The organism is Flavobacterium franklandianum (genome assembly GCF_007097365.1).
GTDB classification, from domain to species: domain Bacteria; phylum Bacteroidota; class Bacteroidia; order Flavobacteriales; family Flavobacteriaceae; genus Flavobacterium; species Flavobacterium franklandianum.
This window is the reverse complement of sequence record NZ_VJZR01000009.1, coordinates 111,657-129,844: the sequence shown is the minus strand read 5'-3', so window position 1 is coordinate 129,844 and position 18,188 is coordinate 111,657. Positions and strand designations below refer to the sequence as shown.

Here is an 18,188-nt window from a genome sequence, read left to right as displayed (position 1 = left end):
TTTTATCGTTTAAAACCATTTCCGTATGGATATATCAAACATTCATAGCTTGTTTTTAAAGTGTAGTTCAGTTTCAATTGATACAAGAAAAATCGAACCGAATTCCTTATTTGTTGCTATAAAAGGCGAAAATTTTGATGCCAATACTTTTGCAAATGAGGCACTCGAAAAAGGAGCTTCCTATGTAATAATTGACAATGAAAATTATTTTATCGACCAAAGAACAGTTTTGGTTGAAAATAGTTTATCTACATTGCAAGAACTGGCAAAATACCATCGTAAGTATTTAAAACTACCCATAATTGCACTAACTGGAAGCAACGGAAAAACGACAACTAAGGAATTGATACATGTGGTGCTTTCTAAAAAATTCAATACAAAAGCAACTGTAGGAAATTTTAACAATCATATTGGAGTGCCTTTGACCTTGTTGTCTTTTGACAGCACTACTGAAGTAGGTATTGTAGAAATGGGAGCCAATCATAAAAAAGAAATAGAATTTCTTTGTGAATTAGCACAGCCAGATTATGGTTATATTACCAATTTTGGCAAAGCTCATTTAGAGGGTTTTGGTGGGGTGGAAGGTGTTATTGAAGGAAAAAGTGAGATGTATGAATATCTTGCTCAAAACAAGAAATCGGTTTTTATCAATCTAGACGACCCTATTCAGGTAGAAAAAACAAAAAATTTGAATGCTTATTCCTTTGGTCTGAATAAAAAGTATGGAGATGTTTCTATAGGTTCTATTATAGCTAATCCATTTGTGGAAATTCATTTTGCGAATTTTTCAATTAAAACACATATGATAGGGCTTTTTAATGCTAGTAATATCAATGCAGCTTTGACTATCGGAAAATATTTTGAAGTTGATGATGAGGCAATAAAAGATGCATTAGAGAGTTATATTCCCGAAAATAACCGTTCTCAGATGATGTCAAAAGGAACAAATCGAATTATTCTAGATGCTTATAATGCCAATCCAAGTAGTATGGCAGTAGCAATCGAGAATTTTTTACAGTTAGAGGATACAAACAAAGTGATGATTTTGGGTGATATGTTTGAGTTAGGAACCCAAAGTGCACAAGAACATAAAGCTATTATTAATATGCTTTTAAGGAGTAAAGAGGTTACTTTTTACTTAGTTGGAAAAGAATTTTATTGCCATCGAATAAACAACACGAATTTTTGTTTTTTTGAAACCTTCGATGCTTTTTCTGAATATTTAAATAGGGTAAAAATTGAAAACAGTTCAATTCTAATAAAAGGTTCCAGAGGAATGGCGTTAGAGAGAACGCTTCAATTTTTGTAACGCGGTGTTAAATTAAAACACTAAATTTTATAATGAATTTCTAAGGATTAAGTGGCATTTGTTTTCTATTTGATCTTTTTGATTTTTTAAAATCATTTGAGCCAGAATTTTCCCCATCAGCTCGAAATTTGTTGAAATAGTAGTTATTCCGTTTTCGACAATTTTTTTTAAAGGCGTTTCGTTATATGAAATTACACCAAAGTCTTCTCCTATTTTTAGATTTTGAATTTTAGACTTTTCAATAACTTGTACTAAATCTCTATCATTTGGAATGATATATACTTCTCCTTTTTTTATGGCTCTATTTTTAAATTCTGTAATTACCTCATGTTTGAATTTAAAATCGTTGCAAAACTCTTCAAATCCAATTCTCATTCCAAATGGTTCACGGAATCCAGGAAATATTAAGATGAGATTTTGGTATTTGTTTAATTTGTTTTTACCAAGTGATAAGCAATTGTAGATGTCTTTTTGATGGTTTTGATATATTGCTGGAAAGGATAATAATTCTGGATTTGTTTGGTCTAAAATATAAACTTCGTTTACTGGTAGGGTTTTTATCGCTGTTGCTGCGGCAACTAAATTTGTAGGCATTATAATGTATTTGGTGTAATTGCCATTACTATCATCGATTAGTTTTTGAAAAACTTTAGAATTAAAATGATGAAAGAAAATATCAACCTGAATGCCTTTTCCAACATTGACTAGGAAAGAATTGTATAAGTCTTCTTTAAAACTATTTAGTTCGTCGAAAAGTAAAAAAACTCGATGTTTTATGTTGATTTCAGTGCTTTTTACATAGTATCCCTTGCCAAGAATTGAGTAAATTATACCCCTTTTTTTAAGCTCTTCATAGGCTTGTAAAACGGTATCGCGTGACAAAGAAAACTCAAGGCGAACTTTGTTTATCGAGGGTAATTTTTCATCTTTTTTTAGGTTCCCTTCTTCTATTGTTTTTTCAATAGATAAGATTATTTGTTTGTATTTGGGAATACCCTTGTTATGCTGAATTTGTATGAATTTCATTAAATATAATATTTTTTGCAATTTAAGAAACAAACTAGTAGGTACTGGTATGTAAAAGTAAATAATTATTTTAAATTTGTTTTTTCATATTCAATGATAAATAAATGTAAATAAAACACATTTTACATTTTCAGCCTATTTATATTATGAAATTATTTGATTTAAATACGGAAAATCACTTAATTGGTTTTCTAAAATACTTTAAAATGAGGGCTTTTTTCTTTTCAATTCAAATAAAATATTTAGTTCAAAAACAGATTTAAAAACTATAGATTTAATCTAGATATTCACAATGGTTTTTTACCATTTAATATAATACATAAAATGATGAATGAGATTTTAATTAAACACACTAAAGATTTTTTTCGGAAAACGTTTAATTCAGAAGCTGATAAAGTGATTTTGTCTCCAGGAAGAATAAACATTATTGGAGAACATATCGATTATAATGACGGATACGTTTTGCCAGCAGCTATAGATAAAATTATTTGTTTCGCTTTTGAAAAAAACAACTCAAATATTGCCAACATTTATGCTGTTGATTTGAATGAATCTGTTGAAATCGATGTGACAAAAGAAGCCGTATTAAGCGAAGTGGTTTGGACTAATTATTTGCGGGGCGTATTGTTTCAATTGAGACTGAAAGGTTTCGAAATAAGCGGTTTTAATTGTTCGTTTAGCAGTAATATCCCCACGGGTTCTGGCTTGTCTTCCTCGGCGGCTTTAGAATGTGGTTTCTTATTTGGCATCAATGAAATGTTCAATTTGGGAATAAAATCTATTGATATTGCATTGATGGGACAAAGTGCAGAGCATTGGGTAGGCATCAATTGTGGCATTATGGATCAATTTTCTAGCGTAATGGGATTAGAAAATAAAGTTATAAAAATTGATTGCCGCACATTAGATTATACCTATCACGACGCAAATTTTGTTGATTACTCTTTAATATTATTTGATAGTAACGTAAAACATTCATTATTCACCTCCGAATACAATAATAGACGCATCGAATGTAACGAAGGATTATGTATCATCAAAGAAAATTATCCTGAAATTGAAAGTTTCCGTGACTGCGAGGTAGATCATTTGATGACTTTAAAAGCTAAAATGTCTGACAATGTTTTTAAAAGAAGTTTGTATGCCGTAAAAGAAATCAAACGGGTAATTCAAGCTTGTGAAGCACTTGACAAAGGTGATATTCAAACATTAGGAAAATTGATGTTTGAAACCCACGAGGGATTATCAAAAGATTATGAAGTAAGCTGTGCTGAGTTAGATTATCTTGTTGATTTGGCCAAGGCTGAAGAGGATGTAATTGGCTCTCGATTAATGGGAGGTGGGTTTGGAGGATGTACTATCACTTTAGTAAAAAAAGGAAGTGAAGCAGTAATAAAAGAAAGATTCACCAAATTATACACTGAAAAATTTAATATAGATTTGAAAATTTATGATGTAAAAGTGTCTAACGGAACATCATTGTATAAAAATTAATTAAAATGAAAAAATTTGATATATACGAAGATCCACACAGACGTTTTAATCCACTTATTAATGAATGGGTTTTAGTTTCTCCCCACCGCGCCAAACGTCCTTGGCAAGGCCAAAAAGAAACCGTTGCCAATGAGGGAAGGCCAGAATACGATCCAGAATGTTATTTGTGTCCAGGAAACGTTCGTGCCAATGGTGAGGTAAATCCACTATACACAAGTTCTTTTGTGTTCGAAAATGATTTTGCAGCTTTAAAGCAGGAAGAAATTGAGTTCGAAGAGAGCAATGAGGCAACTTTTTTCAAAGCCAAACCCGAAAGAGGCATTTCTAGAGTGGTCTGTTTTTCGCCAAAACATAATATTACATTGCCAGAAATGGATTTGCCAACTATAGAAGAAATTATTCGAACTTGGCAAAAAGAATATACCGATTTAGGAAATGTAGATTATATCAATTACGTACAAATTTTCGAAAACAAAGGAAGTGTGATGGGATGTAGTAATCCACATCCACACGGTCAAATTTGGGCGCAGTCTTCATTGCCCACACAAATCGAAAAAACACAAAATAGTTTAAAAAATTATTTTGATAAAAACGGAAGCAACTTACTTTTAGATTACCTAGAAAAAGAAATAGAAGCCAAAGAACGAATAGTAATCGAAAACGAACATTTTGTGGCTTTGGTTCCTTTTTGGGCAATTTGGCCTTTTGAAACTTTGATCGTTTGCAAACGTCATGTGACTAAAATAACCGATTTTAATACAGCAGAAGTAACAGATTATGCCTTAATTTTAAAGCAATTGACTGCTAAATACGACAATCTTTTTGAAACTTCTTTCCCTTATTCGTCTGGAATTCATCAGGCGCCAACAGACGGAATCGAGCATCCAGAATGGTTGTTTCATATGCACTTTTATCCGCCATTATTGCGATCGGCATCGGTTAAAAAATTTATGGTAGGATACGAAATGATGGGAGAATCTCAACGGGACATCACTGCCGAAAAAAGTGCACAAATGTTAAGAGATTTATCTAATATACATTATAAAAGCAAATAAAAAATGAAGATATTAGTAACAGGAGGCCTTGGATTTATTGGTTCACATACAGTTGTTGAATTGCAAAATAAAGGTTTCGAAGTGGTTATAATTGATAATCTTTCTAACTCTTCTGTATCGGTTTTAAAGGGTATTGTCTCCATTACAGGTAAAGAACCCATTTTCGAAAAATTAGATTTAAGAGAAAAAATTTCTGTTCAAGATTTTTTTCTAAGGCATCAGGATATTAGTGGTGTGATTCATTTTGCTGCTTCAAAAGCGGTTGGCGAAAGCGTTACTAACCCACTCTTGTATTATGAAAATAACATCTCATCTTTGGTTTATATACTTCAAGAATTAGAGAAAAAAGAGAAGGCTCAATTTATTTTTAGTTCCTCTTGTACGGTTTACGGTCAGGCCGATGTCATGCCAATTGACGAAAATGCACCAATCAAACCAGCAATGTCTCCCTACGGAAACACAAAACAAATAGGAGAAGAAATCATTACAGATGTTTCTAAAGTTAGCAATATTAATGCTATATTGCTTCGCTATTTTAATCCAATTGGGTCACATCCTTCTGCTGAAATTGGTGAATTGCCCATTGGAGTTCCGCAAAATTTGGTGCCATTCATAACTCAAACAGGTGTTGGGTTGCGTAAAGAATTGATGGTGTACGGAAACGATTACCCAACAGTAGATGGTACTTGCATTCGCGATTACATTCACGTTGTCGATTTAGCAAAAGCTCATGTAGTGGCTTTACAAAGATTATTGGAAAATAAAAATGAAGAAAAAATTGAAATTTTTAACCTTGGAACGGGAGTTGGAAGTTCGGTTTTAGAAGTAATTGCAAGTTTTGAAAAAGTAAGCACGAAGCTTTTTCCTTACAAAATTGTTGACAGAAGAGAAGGCGATGTAACAATGGCTTATGCAAGTACTAACAAAGCAAATGAAGTGCTGGGATGGAAAACAGAATCCTCTTTAGATGAGGCAATGGAAAGTGCTTGGAAATGGGAACAAAAAGTTAGATCAAAATAAGCTGTAAGAGAATTTATTAGTATAAATATTTATAGGATTAACCAAAATTAAAAACCAACAAAACAAAAAATTATGAATACATTACAAACTGCAGACTACTTAGTCTTTCTTGTTTACTTTTTTATAGTATCTGGCTATGGCTATTGGATATACAAACGAAAACAAACTGCTTCTCATACTGCTTCTCATGATTACTTTTTAGCTGAAGGATCACTAACTTGGTGGGCTATTGGAACATCCCTAATTGCTTCAAACATTTCTTCGGAGCAATTTATTGCTATGTCTGGAAATGGATTTAAAATGGGTTTAGCTATTGCAACCTATGAATGGATGGCAGCCTTAACCTTGATTATTGTAGCGGTATTTTTTATTCCTGTTTATCTAAAGAATAAAATATACACGATGCCTCAATTTCTTCATCAAAGATACAACGGTGATATCGCCATGATTATGGCTGTTTTCTGGTTGTTATTGTATGTAATTGTAAATTTAACCTCTATACTTTACCTTGGTGCATTAGCAATTAACGGAATTTCTGGAATCAACCTTGATTTGTGTATGTATGGATTAGCATTTTTTGCCATTATTATTTCGTTAGGAGGGATGAAAGTTATTGGTTACACCGATGTTATTCAAGTAGTCTTCTTGATTTTTGGAGGTTTAGTGACTACCTATTTAGCGTTAGATAAAGTAGCTGAATTAAATGGGCAACACGGAATGGTTCAAGGATTTAACTATATGATGGATCAATCAGGTGATCACTTTCACATGATATTTGAAAAAGACAGCCCAAACTTTCCAAGTTTACCAGGACTTACCGTATTGCTTGGAGGAATGTGGATTGTAAATTTAAATTATTGGGGTTGTAACCAATACATTACTCAGAGAGCGTTAGGAGCTGATTTGAAAACGGCAAGAAGCGGTATTTTATTTGCTGCATTTTTGAAACTATTGATGCCTGTTATAGTAGTTTTACCCGGAATTGCAGCTTATGTAATATATACAAAAGGAGGTTTGCAAACAGAAATGCTTGGGCCTGATGGTGTCTTGAACCCAGATCGTTCTTATCCTGTTTTGTTAAATTTATTGCCAGTTGGTTTAAAAGGATTGTCATTTGCAGCGCTTACTGCAGCAGTTGTAGCCTCTCTGGCAGGAAAAGTAAACAGCATCTCAACTATTTTTACATTGGATATTTATAAGAAAAAAATTGATATAGATGCTAGTGAAAAGAAAATGGTTCAAGTGGGTAAAATAGCCGTTATTGTTGCCATGCTATTAGCAGTTGTTATTGCTCCGCACTTAGGAATTGATAAAAAAGGTGGTTTTGAATTTATTCAGGAGTACACCGGATTTGTAAGTCCAGGTATTTTTGCGATGTTTATACTAGGGTTCTTTTGGAAAAAAACAAGTTCAAATGCCGCTATGTTTGCCACTATTGGAGGTTTTATTTTGTCAGTCATATTTAAGTTCTTGCCTAAAATGATGAATTTAGAATTTTTACATTCAACGGGTTTTTCTGCTTTAGTTCCTCAAGAAGATGGAACAAGTATTTATGAAATTCCATTTTTAGATCGTATGGGATTTGTATTCGTAATCTGTGTGGCTGTTATGGTTATTATTAGTTTAATTGACGATAAACGTGGCGTAAAATCTAAAGGATTAGAAATAGATTCCTCTATGTTCAAGGTAAATAATGCCTTTTTAGCTGGATCACTAATTATCTGTGGAGTTCTAGTTGCTTTATATTCAATTTTCTGGTAGAATAATCTATAACTAATGAAATTAGTTTGTATAATTTAATAAAAAAACTTCGGAGTGATTATAATCTCTGAAGTTTTTTTTATTGCATATTGCAAGATTCATAATGCTATTTGAAAGACATAGTTAAAAAAATAAACATGAAAAATATAATTCTACCTGTAGAAAAATTCAATAAAATAATCGATAATCAAGAAGTTTCTCTTTTTTGTTTAAAAAACAAGAACGGATTTATTTGTCAAATCACCAATTTTGGCGCACGAATAGTGTCTTTTATTATTCCAGTAGGTACATCTGGCATAGACGTTATTTTAGGTTATGATTCAATAGATGATTATCAAAAAGACGACTATTATATGGGAGCTGTTGCCGGGCGTTATGCCAACAGAATTGCCAACGGAAAATTTATTTTAGACGCTAAAGAGTATTCATTATTTGTAAACAATGATCCAAATGCTCTTCACGGTGGGCAGAAAGGCTTCGATAAAGTGGTTTGGAAAGCCTCTGCCTTTTTGAATGAAATGGCAGAAGAATCCCTTGAATTAAACTATCTTTCAATGGATGGTGAGGAAGGGTATCCAGGAAATTTACAGGTAAAAGTAATCTATACTTTGACCAATGACAATGAAATAAAAATAGAATATAGTGCAGTAACAGATGCTAAAACAGTTCTTAATCTTACAAATCACGCTTATTTCAATTTGAAAGGAGCTGGTGAAGGAACAATAACTTCTCACGATTTGAGTCTAAATGCTGATTATTTTACACCAACCGATGCTGGTGCAATTCCAACAGGAGAAATCCGTAGCGTGTTAAACACTCCAATGGATTTTAGAATTGCTCACAAAATTGGAGAACGTATCAATGACGATTATGTTGAATTAATTCAAGGAATTGGATACGATCATAATTGGGTATTAAATAAAGAAAGCGATGCGTTAAGCCACGCAGCAACTGTTTCAGAAGCTTCGACAGGGATTCAGTTGCACGTATTTACTACAGAACCCGGGGTGCAATTTTATTCGGGTAATTATTTGAATATAAAAAACGGAAAAGAGGCAAAATCCTATCCAACTCGTTCAGGTTTTTGTCTTGAAACACAGCATTTTCCAGATTCTCCAAACCACGAAGATTTCCCGTGTACAGTATTGAATCCTAATGATACTTATATCCAAACTACATTTTATAAATTTGAAGTCAAATAAAGTAGCATAGATTTTATGTTGTAAATAGTAGAATCCATTGTACATTTGTAGCCGAAAAACAACCTATCGGGTTGATATTCTTTACGAATAGCAATTGAAAAAGCCATTCTGAAAAGAGTGGCTTTTTTATAATTATAAAAATAATGTTATGGCACATAAAGCAGGTTTTGTAAATATCATAGGAAATCCAAACGTGGGGAAATCCACTTTGATGAATGCCTTCGTTGGCGAAAGATTATCCATCATCACATCAAAAGCACAAACCACCCGACATAGAATTTTGGGTATAGTAAACGGCGAAGATTTTCAATTGATTTTGTCTGATACGCCAGGCATCATCAAACCCGCTTACGAAATGCAGGAATCGATGATGAACTTTGTAAAATCTGCGTTTGAAGATGCCGATATCTTGATTTATATGGTCGAAATTGGCGAACAAGAACTCAAAGACGAAGCTTTTTTCAATAAAATTATCCATTCTACCATTCCAGTTTTGTTGTTGTTGAACAAAATTGATAATTCCAATCAAGAACAATTAGAAACCCAAGTTGCCTTCTGGACGGAGAAAGTTCCCAATGCCGAGATTTATCCAATATCCGCTTTGCAAAACTTCAACGTTCCCGAAGTTTTCCAAAGAATAATCGAATTGTTGCCAGAATCACCAGCGTATTATCCAAAAGATCAATTGACCGACAAACCGGAACGTTTCTTCGTAAACGAAACCATTCGCGAGAAAATCTTGTTGAATTACAGTAAAGAAATTCCATATGCTGTCGAAATCGTAACCGAAGAATTTTTCGAAGACGAAAACATCATCCGAATTCGTTCCCTGATTATGGTGGAACGCGAAACTCAAAAGGGAATCATCATTGGCCACAAAGGAGCAGCTTTGAAACAAGTAGGAATGGAATCTCGCGCCGATTTAGAGAAATTTTTCGGAAAACAAATTCACATCGAATTGGTTGTAAAAGTCAATAAAAACTGGAGAAGCAATGCTAATATGTTGAAAAGGTTTGGGTATAATCAGTAGGTTATGACTCCAAATATTTTTCCATTAAAAAATCTCATATTATGATACAATTAGTAGAAGAATATGATAATTACGTTTCTAGTTTACCTGATTTAGTGAGCAAATCCTATTACAAGGCGGAATATTTCATTCAAAACTTGAATTTGAAAAATGCTACGTATTATCGCAAATTAAAAGAGAATAACTTTACCTCTCAAGAAATAAAAAAAATCACAGAATTGCTTTTTCCAGAAGAAGTTTTATTGCAAAAACTTCAAAAAAGTGAGGAAGACATTCAGTCAGGAAGAGTTTTTGACAATGAAGAGGTTATGGTAAAATTACGTTCGAAGTATCGTGTTTAAGCCTATTGGGTTTTTTGCATTGTTCCAAAATACCGACAAATAAATAGTTTGGTTTTCGATTTTGTAAAATAAGTAATTTTGTTTTGCAATTAAAAATTTGCGGTATTGGGTTTCTTTATGCTGGCTTCCCACTTCAAAATTATTTGAAATAATTAGCAGAATAGCTTCTCTGTTTTGTCAATGAAATCTACTGTTTCTTTCATTGTGAATTTGTGGCTAATATAATTTAGAATTTCTTCATAACTTTCTAAAACAGTTGCTGTCCAAATAATTTTCATAAAGTTTGCTCTTTTAATTCCAAAATCTCTAAAAACTTTCTTTCCAATTCATTCATTTGTCCATTGCCTTTATACCGTATTTGTTTGGCGATGAAGTAAAGCAAAAACCAAACGATAACCATCATTAACATTACGAGAAAATCCATTCTTGTCGAATTTTTCAAAACATAGTCAGAGTAGGCGATACCCGCGAAAATCACAAAAATTCCCGCCACCATAAAATGCAAAAACATAAAAAGTGTCCACAAAGTGGGGTCTGGTCCAAACAATCCACGAATATGCGTTTCGTTATTATCTTTTGGTTCTAATTCCAAATGCAAATGTGGCGACCAATAGTCACGTTTTGCCTCGGGAATATTCATCCAAATATGATTGTGTTTGATCTTTAGATGACAATCTTCGATGCAAGTCACTTTATAATTTTCGAATTTTTGACGGATGGATTCCATATTTTCGGGAACATCTTTGTAAAAACGCAGGCGAAGTCTGATTTCATTATTGGTATCCATAACGTCAGTTTTTAGGTTCGAAATTATTTTTTGGCCACAGATTAAAAGGATTCACGCAGAAAAATTAGAACAAGAAAATTTCAAATAAAAAATCTGTGTTAATCTGTAAAATCTGTGGCAAAATTATTTTAATAGTAATCGCATTTTATAGAGGAATCATTATTTGCATTGCAAAATAGTAAAAAAATTGATAGTATGGGATTTAACACTACCTTTGCAAAAAATTAAAATACTGCATTTTGGATTTATAAGTAATAGAATTTTAGGAAACTAGATTCTAAAATTTGAAATTTGAAAGCTAAAAATTTACAAAAATGAATAATATTGTTGCGATAGTAGGAAGACCTAATGTAGGGAAATCAACCCTTTTTAATAGGCTGATACAAAGAAGAGAAGCTATTGTGGATTCAGTATCTGGGGTGACCCGAGATAGAAACTATGGTAAAAGCGAGTGGAACGGAAAAGAGTTTTCTGTGATTGATACAGGTGGTTATGTTCGTGGATCAGATGACGTTTTTGAAGGCGAAATCCGTAAACAAGTAGAACTGGCCATTGACGAAGCCGACGTAATTATTTTTGTGGTCGATGTCGAAGAAGGCATTACACCAATGGATGATATCGTTGCCCGACTTTTGCGTAAGGTAAAAAAGCCTGTTTTACTTGCTGTAAATAAGGTGGATAATTCAATGCGTGAAAAGGATGCTCTTGAGTTTTACAACCTTGGTTTAGGTGATTTTTACACTTTTGCCAGTATTTCTGGTAGTGGAACAGGAGATTTATTGGATGCAGTAATTGATGCTTTTCCAGTGAAGCCAGAACCAGTTCAAGAAGAAGTAGTGTTGCCTCGTTTTGCAGTTGTGGGTCGTCCAAATGCCGGAAAATCTAGTTTTATAAACGCACTTATTGGTAAAGAACGCTTTATGGTTACAGACATTGCGGGTACAACTCGTGATGCTATTGATACCAAATTCGACCGTTTTGGATTTGAATTCAACTTGGTAGATACTGCCGGAATTCGTCGTAAAGCTAAAGTAAAGGAAGACTTGGAGTTTTACTCTGTAATGCGTTCCGTTCGTGCGATTGAATACTCCGATATTTGCATCCTGATTATCGATGCCACTCGTGGATTTGAAGGACAGGATCAAAGCATTTTTTGGTTAGCCGAAAAAAACAGAAAAGGAGTAGTGATTTTGGTTAACAAATGGGATTTAGTCGAAAAAGACACGATGTCAACCCGGGATTACGAAGCTAAAATTAGAGAAGAATTAATGCCTTTTACCGATGTGCCTATTCTTTTTGTTTCGGCACTCACAAAACAACGTTTGTTGAAAGCATTGGAAGCAACTGTTCAGGTTTTCGAAAATAGAAAACAAAGAATTGCGACTTCAAAATTCAACGAATTTATGTTGAAAGTAATCGAAGCTTATCCGCCGCCAGCAACCAAAGGGAAATACGTGAAAATTAAATATTGTATGCAATTGCCAACAGCTACGCCACAGTTTGTGTTTTTTGCCAATATGCCGCAATATGTCAAGGAGCCTTACAAACGTTACCTCGAAAACAAGATTAGAGAAAACTGGGACTTCTCAGGAGTGCCAATCGATATTTATATTAGAGAAAAATAAAACTAAATCCCGAGCAATAGACTGCCCCCAAAGAGTTAGACACTATTTGGGGGTTTTTTTATGCCTTTTTTCTATAAAATAAGATAAATCTATAAACACTATTAAACCATTGCAATATTTTTGAGTCTTAATGAATTAATGTAAGAATTATTATATGCCTAAAATCTATTCCTTTTTATTGATGCTACTTTTCTTTTTTTCTGCAAATGCCCAAAATGAAATTATTATTAAGGGAACGGTGTATGATATTAATACACAAATTCCGCTTGAGTTGGCTACAGTATATTTTTCAAGTGCCAAAGATTCTGCCGTAATAGAGTATGTAAATACAGATAAAAATGGTGTTTTTAAAATGAGTATTAAAAAATACGATAAGCCTGTATTTTTAAAAGTTAATTATATGGGGTACCAGCCTTATATTGAGGAGCAAAATACACTTTTAGAGAGCAAGGATTATGGAAAAGTATATTTGTTGCAAAATACAAAAGAATTGAATGAGGTGGTTATCAAAAGTGAAGCGCCGCCAGTTCGAGTAAAAAAAGATACTTTAGAGTTTAATGCTTCTTCATTCAAGGTTCGGCCAGATGCCAATGTCGAAATTTTGTTGAAACAATTGCCAGGATTTGAAGTTGATAGTGATGGTAAAATAACCGTGAACGGAAAAGAAGTGACGCAATTTTTAGTAAACGGCAAAGCTTTTTTTGATAAAGATGGAGCCGTAGCTTTAAAAAATTTGCCTGCCGATTTGATAAGTAAAGTTCAAGTTTCGGATTTGAAAACCAAAAAAGAGGAGTTATCCAAACAAGAGTCTAGTTCTGATTATTCCAGCATCAATTTGACCATTGACGAAAAGATAAACAAAGGTTATTTTGGAAAATTCTTGGGTGGTTATGGAACCGATGATCGATATGAAGCCAGTCTTATCGTGAATTTTTTCGATAATAAACAAAAAATTAGTTTGTTGGCCTCAGCCAATAATATCAATTCCACAGGTTTTTCGCAAGACGAAGTCTTTGATAGTATGGGTGGCGGAAGAAATGCTAGAGGAGATACAAGGGCCACTGGAGGCAGGGGAATTACAGAATCTAATCTGGTTGGCTTTAATTATTCCGATGAATGGTTGAAAGATTTGGAAGCTAGTGCAAGTTATAATTTTTCGAATTCAGTAAACAAAAACGAAAGCAAATCCAATCAGGCCAATTTCTTGCCTACAGGAACTATTTTTACCGAATCTGATTCGAAATCAAGAAATGAAAATACTGGAAACAAAGTGAATTTTGAATTTGAACATAAAATAAATCCCACTACGAGAATCGTGGTTACTCCAAAAGTCGATCAAACTCTTTCGAATAGTCATTCTGAATCTTCGAGTTTTTCTAAAGACGAAAAGGAGGAATCTTTAAACGAAAACAACTCAAAATCGTATAGAGAAAGTACAGCTACAAATTTTGGAAACTCAATAAATTTTAACAAAGCTTTCGAAAGAAAAGCTCGTAATTTAAGTTTTGTTTTCACTAATAATAACTCCAATAGCGATTCGGATGTACAAAATCTATCGGAAACAATTTTTTATCAAGGTGATAAGCCCAACGATGAGAGAAATCAGAACAGCAAAACGCAGAACACATATGATTCTTATTCAGCCGATATTGAATACACAGAGCCCATAACAGATTCATTACGAGTTCGAATTGGCTCTGATTTTGATTGGTCGAATGCTATAAACGACCTTAAAACATTCGATTATGATGCTACTTCACAATCGTATTCTACTCTAAACGATTTGCAAACGAATTATACCTCTTCTAGACAAAATTCTATTACTCCAAAAGTGGGGATTACTTTCGAAAAGAACAATTTTACTTTCAATTTGAATTCGAGTACATCAATTATTGATTTTGACAATCATTCATTATACCTTAATAAAATTACCGATTTGAATCAAAAATATGTTTTGCCTTATGGAAGAGCACAAATACGATATAAGTTGGATCGCTCCAAATTCCTTACTTTGAGATACGATTATTCCAATAGCCTTCCTTCTTCAACTCAATTGATGTCAGTAGGAAATTTGGCTAATCCATTAAATACGATTATAGGAAATCCAAATTTGAATCCAAACGAAAAAAATAGTGTCAACATCAATTACAGGAATTTTGATATGCGAACTCGTTCAGGTTATAACTTGTATATGCGAGGAGATTTTTTCAATAGCGAAGTAGTTTCGACTTCGGTTTATGATGAAAGTGGAAAAAGAACAACAACTTATAAAAACGTTTCTGGAACATACACCACATCCTTGGGAGGAAATTGGAATCAAACTGTAAAAAGTGAAGCTCATGTATTGCGTTATGGATTGAGCCTAAGTGGAAACTATTCATTGGACAAAGGATTTACCAATACTGTTTTGTATGACGCAAAATCGTTAGGGGTTACTCCAAGAGTCTATTTTTCTTATGATTATGGCGAGTTGCTTACCATTGCACCTTCGTATAATTTGTCTTATAATGAGTCCAGATATACGAATTCATCCCTTAAAGCCAGTTCGAATGTGGTGCACAGAATCAATTTGCAAACTACCAACTATTGGCCTAAAAATTGGATTTTCGGAAATGATTTTGGTTATGCCTACAATTCGAATATTTCGGACGATTTCAAAAAAGATTTCTATTTATGGAACACAAGTTTGTCGTATGGATTTTTCGATAAAAAAATGACTTTGAAAGTAAAAGTCTATGACGTTTTGAATCAAAACCTAAGTGCTACCAGAACCATTTCGCCAACGACTATTCGCGATGAAGAAAATACCGTTTTGAAACGCTATGCAATGTTTTCGTTGGCATATAAATTAGGAAATTTTGGAGGAAAAGAAAATCGTTCCCGAGGATCAAGAAATAGAGGAATGGATAATGAGGATTAATGTTCTTAATTTTGGATTAAACCATTTCGATATATTACAGTCTTATAAACCTAAACTTAAAAATGAAAATAGAATGAAGAAATTAATTATCGCAGCATTATTGGTTATAGGCATTTCCTCTTTTGCACAAGAAACCCAACCAGAGAAAAAATCAAACAAAGGACAACAAAGAGAAAAAATGTCCCCAGAGCAAAGAAATCAGGTTTCGTTAGATAGAATGACGACCGAATTGAAATTGGATGCCAACCAACAAGAGCAAATCAAACCGATTATTGCAGAGCAAAGTGCCCAACTTCAAGCTATGAGAGACCAACGAATGGCTAGCAATGCCAAAGAGTTGACCAGCGAAGAGCGCAAAGCCCTAATGCTGAAAAGAAACGAAGAAAAAACAGCAACCGACACCAAATTAAAAGCCATATTGACTCCTGAGCAATTCAAAAAAATGAAAGAAAATGAAGCTGCCAATAGAGAAAAAATGAGAGAAGCTAGAGAAAGCAGACAAAGTGGTGAAGGTAGAGGAAATCAACCACAAGAATAGTTAGTTTTTTCGGAACAAATTAAATAAAAATTCCCAAACGCAATCTTATCTCGTGTTTGGGAATTTTTTATAAAATCATTTTGATTGTGATACCTAAAACAGCTGCAATACCAATAATGTGGGGTTCTTGTATTTTTTTAATATAAATTAAAATTAATACAGTTCCTATGGCAATTAGTGCTGTTGGAAGATCTACAATTGTCCTGACTGCAATTACAATTACTGCACCCATCAAAGCACCAATTACTCCAGCAGTTATTCCGTCAACAAATGCTTTGATACTTTTGTTTTGGGAAATTTTTTTGAAATAAGGAGCAGGTATAACCGTAAATAAATAACAAGGAAGAAAGGTAGCTAATGCCGCAATGCAAGCCCCTGTAAATCCTGCCACTAAATAGCCAATGAAACCCACGGTAATCACAACTGGGCCAGGAGTAATCATAGCCACCGCCACCGCATCGACAAATTGATTTTCGGTTAACCAGCCGTGTTCATTTACAACTCCGGCGTGTAAAAAAGGAACAATAGCCAGCCCACTACCAAAAACAAAAGCTCCAGCTTTAGTGAAAAACCAGGCAATGTCGCCTAATTTTCCAAGTTCGATAGTCGAAAAACCAGCAGTGGTAAGTATAAACATGGAAGCTGTTTTTGGTCGTTTAATCCATTCAGGGGGTGCTTTTACTATCATATAAATGAATCCCAAAGCTAGAAACAACAACATTTCTTCTTTTTGAGTTACGACCGTAAGAATTGTTGCAGTGATATAAAATACCCAAAGCAGCCAATTATTTTTTATGGATGGAACTTCAAATTTGCCAATGGATTTAATTGTGAGTTTATAAGAACTTAAAATAATAATGCCAATTACTGCTGCACTTATTCCGTAAAAAATGGCTTGCATCCACGGTAAACCGCCGTAGGCTTGGTAGGCCATTCCTAATAAAACTACCATTATAAAAGAGGGAAGAACAAAGGCTAATCCCGAAAGAGTTGCGCCTAAAACTCCAAAGTGAACAAAACCAATATAAATCCCCAATTGTGCGGCCAATGGGCCTGGAGCTAATTGTGATAGAGCTAATCCTTCCTTGAAATCGGAATCGTTAATCCATTTTTTATCCTCAACCAAGTCGCGATGCATATAGCCAACCAAAGCCACCGGGCCTCCAAAACCCGTAGTGCCCAGTTTGAGAAAATATTTTATTAAATCTATTAAGGTGTAATTAAGTTTTTCTATACTCATATTCGTAATTTTTAAAAGAAAGACAAACTAAAAACGAACCAGGTAATTTAAACATTGGAATATATTCCTTATATCCTTGGTTTTTTATGTTACTCCTTTTTGTAAAGGTTTATTTTGTGAAATAAGGTAAACCTAATAATATCCCGATTGAAATAATCTACACCGCTCGCACGCTGCTGGAAACTTTTTAAATAACCCAATTCCAAAGCAATATTTTTGTTGACGCCAAACTGTAAAGCGGCATAAATTCGGTTTTGGTCAAAAGTATTTTTAGCTACATTTTTTCCGCCATTAATCATCAATTCATCATTAATAATGGCTTTTAAATACTGGTTTTCCTTTTTCCAAAAGCTATATTCTCCTTGAAGCCGGTATCTAAATCTCCAAAAAAAAGTTGTTCCTGGAAGTAATCCTTCTTTATTGGCATTATGAAAAAAGCGTTCTTCTACCTTAAATCTTTGGTTCAGCGTAAATTTGCCGTGTTCTTTTTTCCAAGTGAGATCCTGCTGTCCTCTGTATTCTGGTACATTAAAGCCATAAGTAACCTCTGGGTCTTGAGTTGCAACCGAAAAATAAACATATCCAGCACCTATTTCTATTTCAGGGTTTATTTTGTAGCGTCCTTGAATTCGAATTACATACAAATTTTGTTCAAAAGAATTTAGGAAAACCCGATTGTCAAATTCGCTATGTAATGACCATTTGTTGGTTATATTCAAAATATTGTAATAGCGTGTCCAAAGCAAACTTTGGTGATCTACATTTTTTTTGGTTTGGGCATTTAAAAAACCGCAAGCTAAAAATAGAAAAAGGGTATATATAAATTTCATTAAGTTCAAT

Annotated in this window: 16 protein-coding genes; 11 read left to right on the top strand and 5 right to left on the bottom strand. The window is 33.6% G+C overall.

From position 1 onward, the window contains the following. Positions 1-25 precede the first annotated feature (25 nt). A complete protein-coding gene (locus FNW17_RS11230; protein ID WP_144071673.1) occupies positions 26-1,309 on the top strand; it encodes a UDP-N-acetylmuramoyl-tripeptide--D-alanyl-D-alanine ligase in 1,284 nt (427 codons plus the stop codon). A gap of 27 nt (positions 1,310-1,336) precedes the next feature. On the opposite strand, the gene FNW17_RS11225 is transcribed toward FNW17_RS11230, so the two are convergent. Then, complete coding sequence (locus FNW17_RS11225; protein WP_143389508.1) at positions 1,337-2,335, bottom strand: GntR family transcriptional regulator; 999 nt, start codon at positions 2,333-2,335, stop codon at positions 1,337-1,339. A gap of 327 nt (positions 2,336-2,662) precedes the next feature. On the opposite strand from FNW17_RS11225, the gene galK reads away from it, so the two are divergent. From galK to FNW17_RS11190, 7 genes are all read left to right on the top strand, one after another. Continuing rightward, positions 2,663-3,829: a galactokinase gene (gene galK, locus FNW17_RS11220; protein WP_144071682.1), complete on the top strand. Its 1,167-nt coding sequence runs from the start codon at positions 2,663-2,665 to the stop codon at positions 3,827-3,829. A 5-nt stretch (positions 3,830-3,834) separates the two neighbouring features. Continuing rightward, the gene (locus FNW17_RS11215) at positions 3,835-4,884 is read left to right on the top strand and encodes a UDP-glucose--hexose-1-phosphate uridylyltransferase (RefSeq protein WP_143389509.1); all 1,050 of its coding nucleotides are present in this window, start codon (positions 3,835-3,837) and stop codon (positions 4,882-4,884) included. 3 nt (positions 4,885-4,887) lie between these two features. Next, complete coding sequence (gene galE / locus FNW17_RS11210; RefSeq protein ID WP_143389510.1) at positions 4,888-5,904, top strand: UDP-glucose 4-epimerase GalE; 1,017 nt, start codon at positions 4,888-4,890, stop codon at positions 5,902-5,904. A 72-nt stretch (positions 5,905-5,976) separates the two neighbouring features. Further along, complete coding sequence (locus tag FNW17_RS11205; protein WP_143389511.1) at positions 5,977-7,665, top strand: sodium/sugar symporter; 1,689 nt, start codon at positions 5,977-5,979, stop codon at positions 7,663-7,665. A gap of 137 nt (positions 7,666-7,802) precedes the next feature. Further along, positions 7,803-8,867: an aldose epimerase family protein gene (locus FNW17_RS11200; RefSeq protein WP_144071672.1), complete on the top strand. Its 1,065-nt coding sequence runs from the start codon at positions 7,803-7,805 to the stop codon at positions 8,865-8,867. A gap of 148 nt (positions 8,868-9,015) precedes the next feature. Further along, positions 9,016-9,897, top strand: coding sequence for a GTPase Era (gene era / locus FNW17_RS11195; RefSeq protein WP_143389512.1), 882 nt, complete (start codon positions 9,016-9,018; stop codon positions 9,895-9,897). A gap of 41 nt (positions 9,898-9,938) precedes the next feature. After that, positions 9,939-10,238: a hypothetical protein gene (locus tag FNW17_RS11190; RefSeq protein ID WP_143389513.1), complete on the top strand. Its 300-nt coding sequence runs from the start codon at positions 9,939-9,941 to the stop codon at positions 10,236-10,238. A gap of 152 nt (positions 10,239-10,390) precedes the next feature. On the opposite strand, the gene FNW17_RS16670 is transcribed toward FNW17_RS11190, so the two are convergent. Both FNW17_RS16670 and FNW17_RS11185 read right to left on the bottom strand, forming a co-directional pair. After that, positions 10,391-10,516, bottom strand: a complete 126-nt coding sequence (locus FNW17_RS16670) for a hypothetical protein (RefSeq protein ID WP_262710854.1) — start codon at positions 10,514-10,516, stop codon at positions 10,391-10,393. Next, positions 10,513-11,025 (bottom strand): hypothetical protein, encoded by a 513-nt coding sequence (locus FNW17_RS11185; RefSeq protein ID WP_143389514.1) that lies wholly within the window; start codon positions 11,023-11,025, stop codon positions 10,513-10,515. The genes FNW17_RS16670 and FNW17_RS11185 overlap by 4 nt, the downstream gene beginning before the upstream one ends. A 314-nt stretch (positions 11,026-11,339) precedes the next feature. On the opposite strand from FNW17_RS11185, the gene der reads away from it, so the two are divergent. The 3 genes from der to FNW17_RS11170 all read left to right on the top strand — a co-directional run bounded on the left by der (position 11,340) and on the right by FNW17_RS11170 (position 16,108). After that, positions 11,340-12,650 (top strand): ribosome biogenesis GTPase Der, encoded by a 1,311-nt coding sequence (gene der, locus FNW17_RS11180; protein ID WP_143389515.1) that lies wholly within the window; start codon positions 11,340-11,342, stop codon positions 12,648-12,650. Positions 12,651-12,804: 154 nt separating this feature from the next. Beyond that, positions 12,805-15,570 carry an outer membrane beta-barrel protein gene (locus FNW17_RS11175; RefSeq protein WP_144071671.1) on the top strand — a complete coding sequence of 922 codons (2,766 nt, stop codon included), beginning with the start codon at positions 12,805-12,807 and terminating at the stop codon, positions 15,568-15,570. Positions 15,571-15,643: 73 nt separating this feature from the next. Then, positions 15,644-16,108, top strand: a complete 465-nt coding sequence (locus tag FNW17_RS11170) for a hypothetical protein (RefSeq protein WP_143389517.1) — start codon at positions 15,644-15,646, stop codon at positions 16,106-16,108. A 67-nt stretch (positions 16,109-16,175) separates the two neighbouring features. Here the strand turns inward: FNW17_RS11170 and FNW17_RS11165 are convergent, their stop codons facing one another. Together FNW17_RS11165 and FNW17_RS11160 are read right to left on the bottom strand one after the other, a co-directional pair. Next, the gene (locus tag FNW17_RS11165) at positions 16,176-17,348 is read right to left on the bottom strand and encodes a chromate transporter (RefSeq protein WP_144071670.1); all 1,173 of its coding nucleotides are present in this window, start codon (positions 17,346-17,348) and stop codon (positions 16,176-16,178) included. An 89-nt stretch (positions 17,349-17,437) separates the two neighbouring features. Beyond that, entirely contained in the window at positions 17,438-18,178 is a 741-nt protein-coding gene (locus FNW17_RS11160; RefSeq protein ID WP_143389519.1) for a DUF2490 domain-containing protein, read from the bottom strand. Positions 18,179-18,188 lie beyond the last annotated feature (10 nt).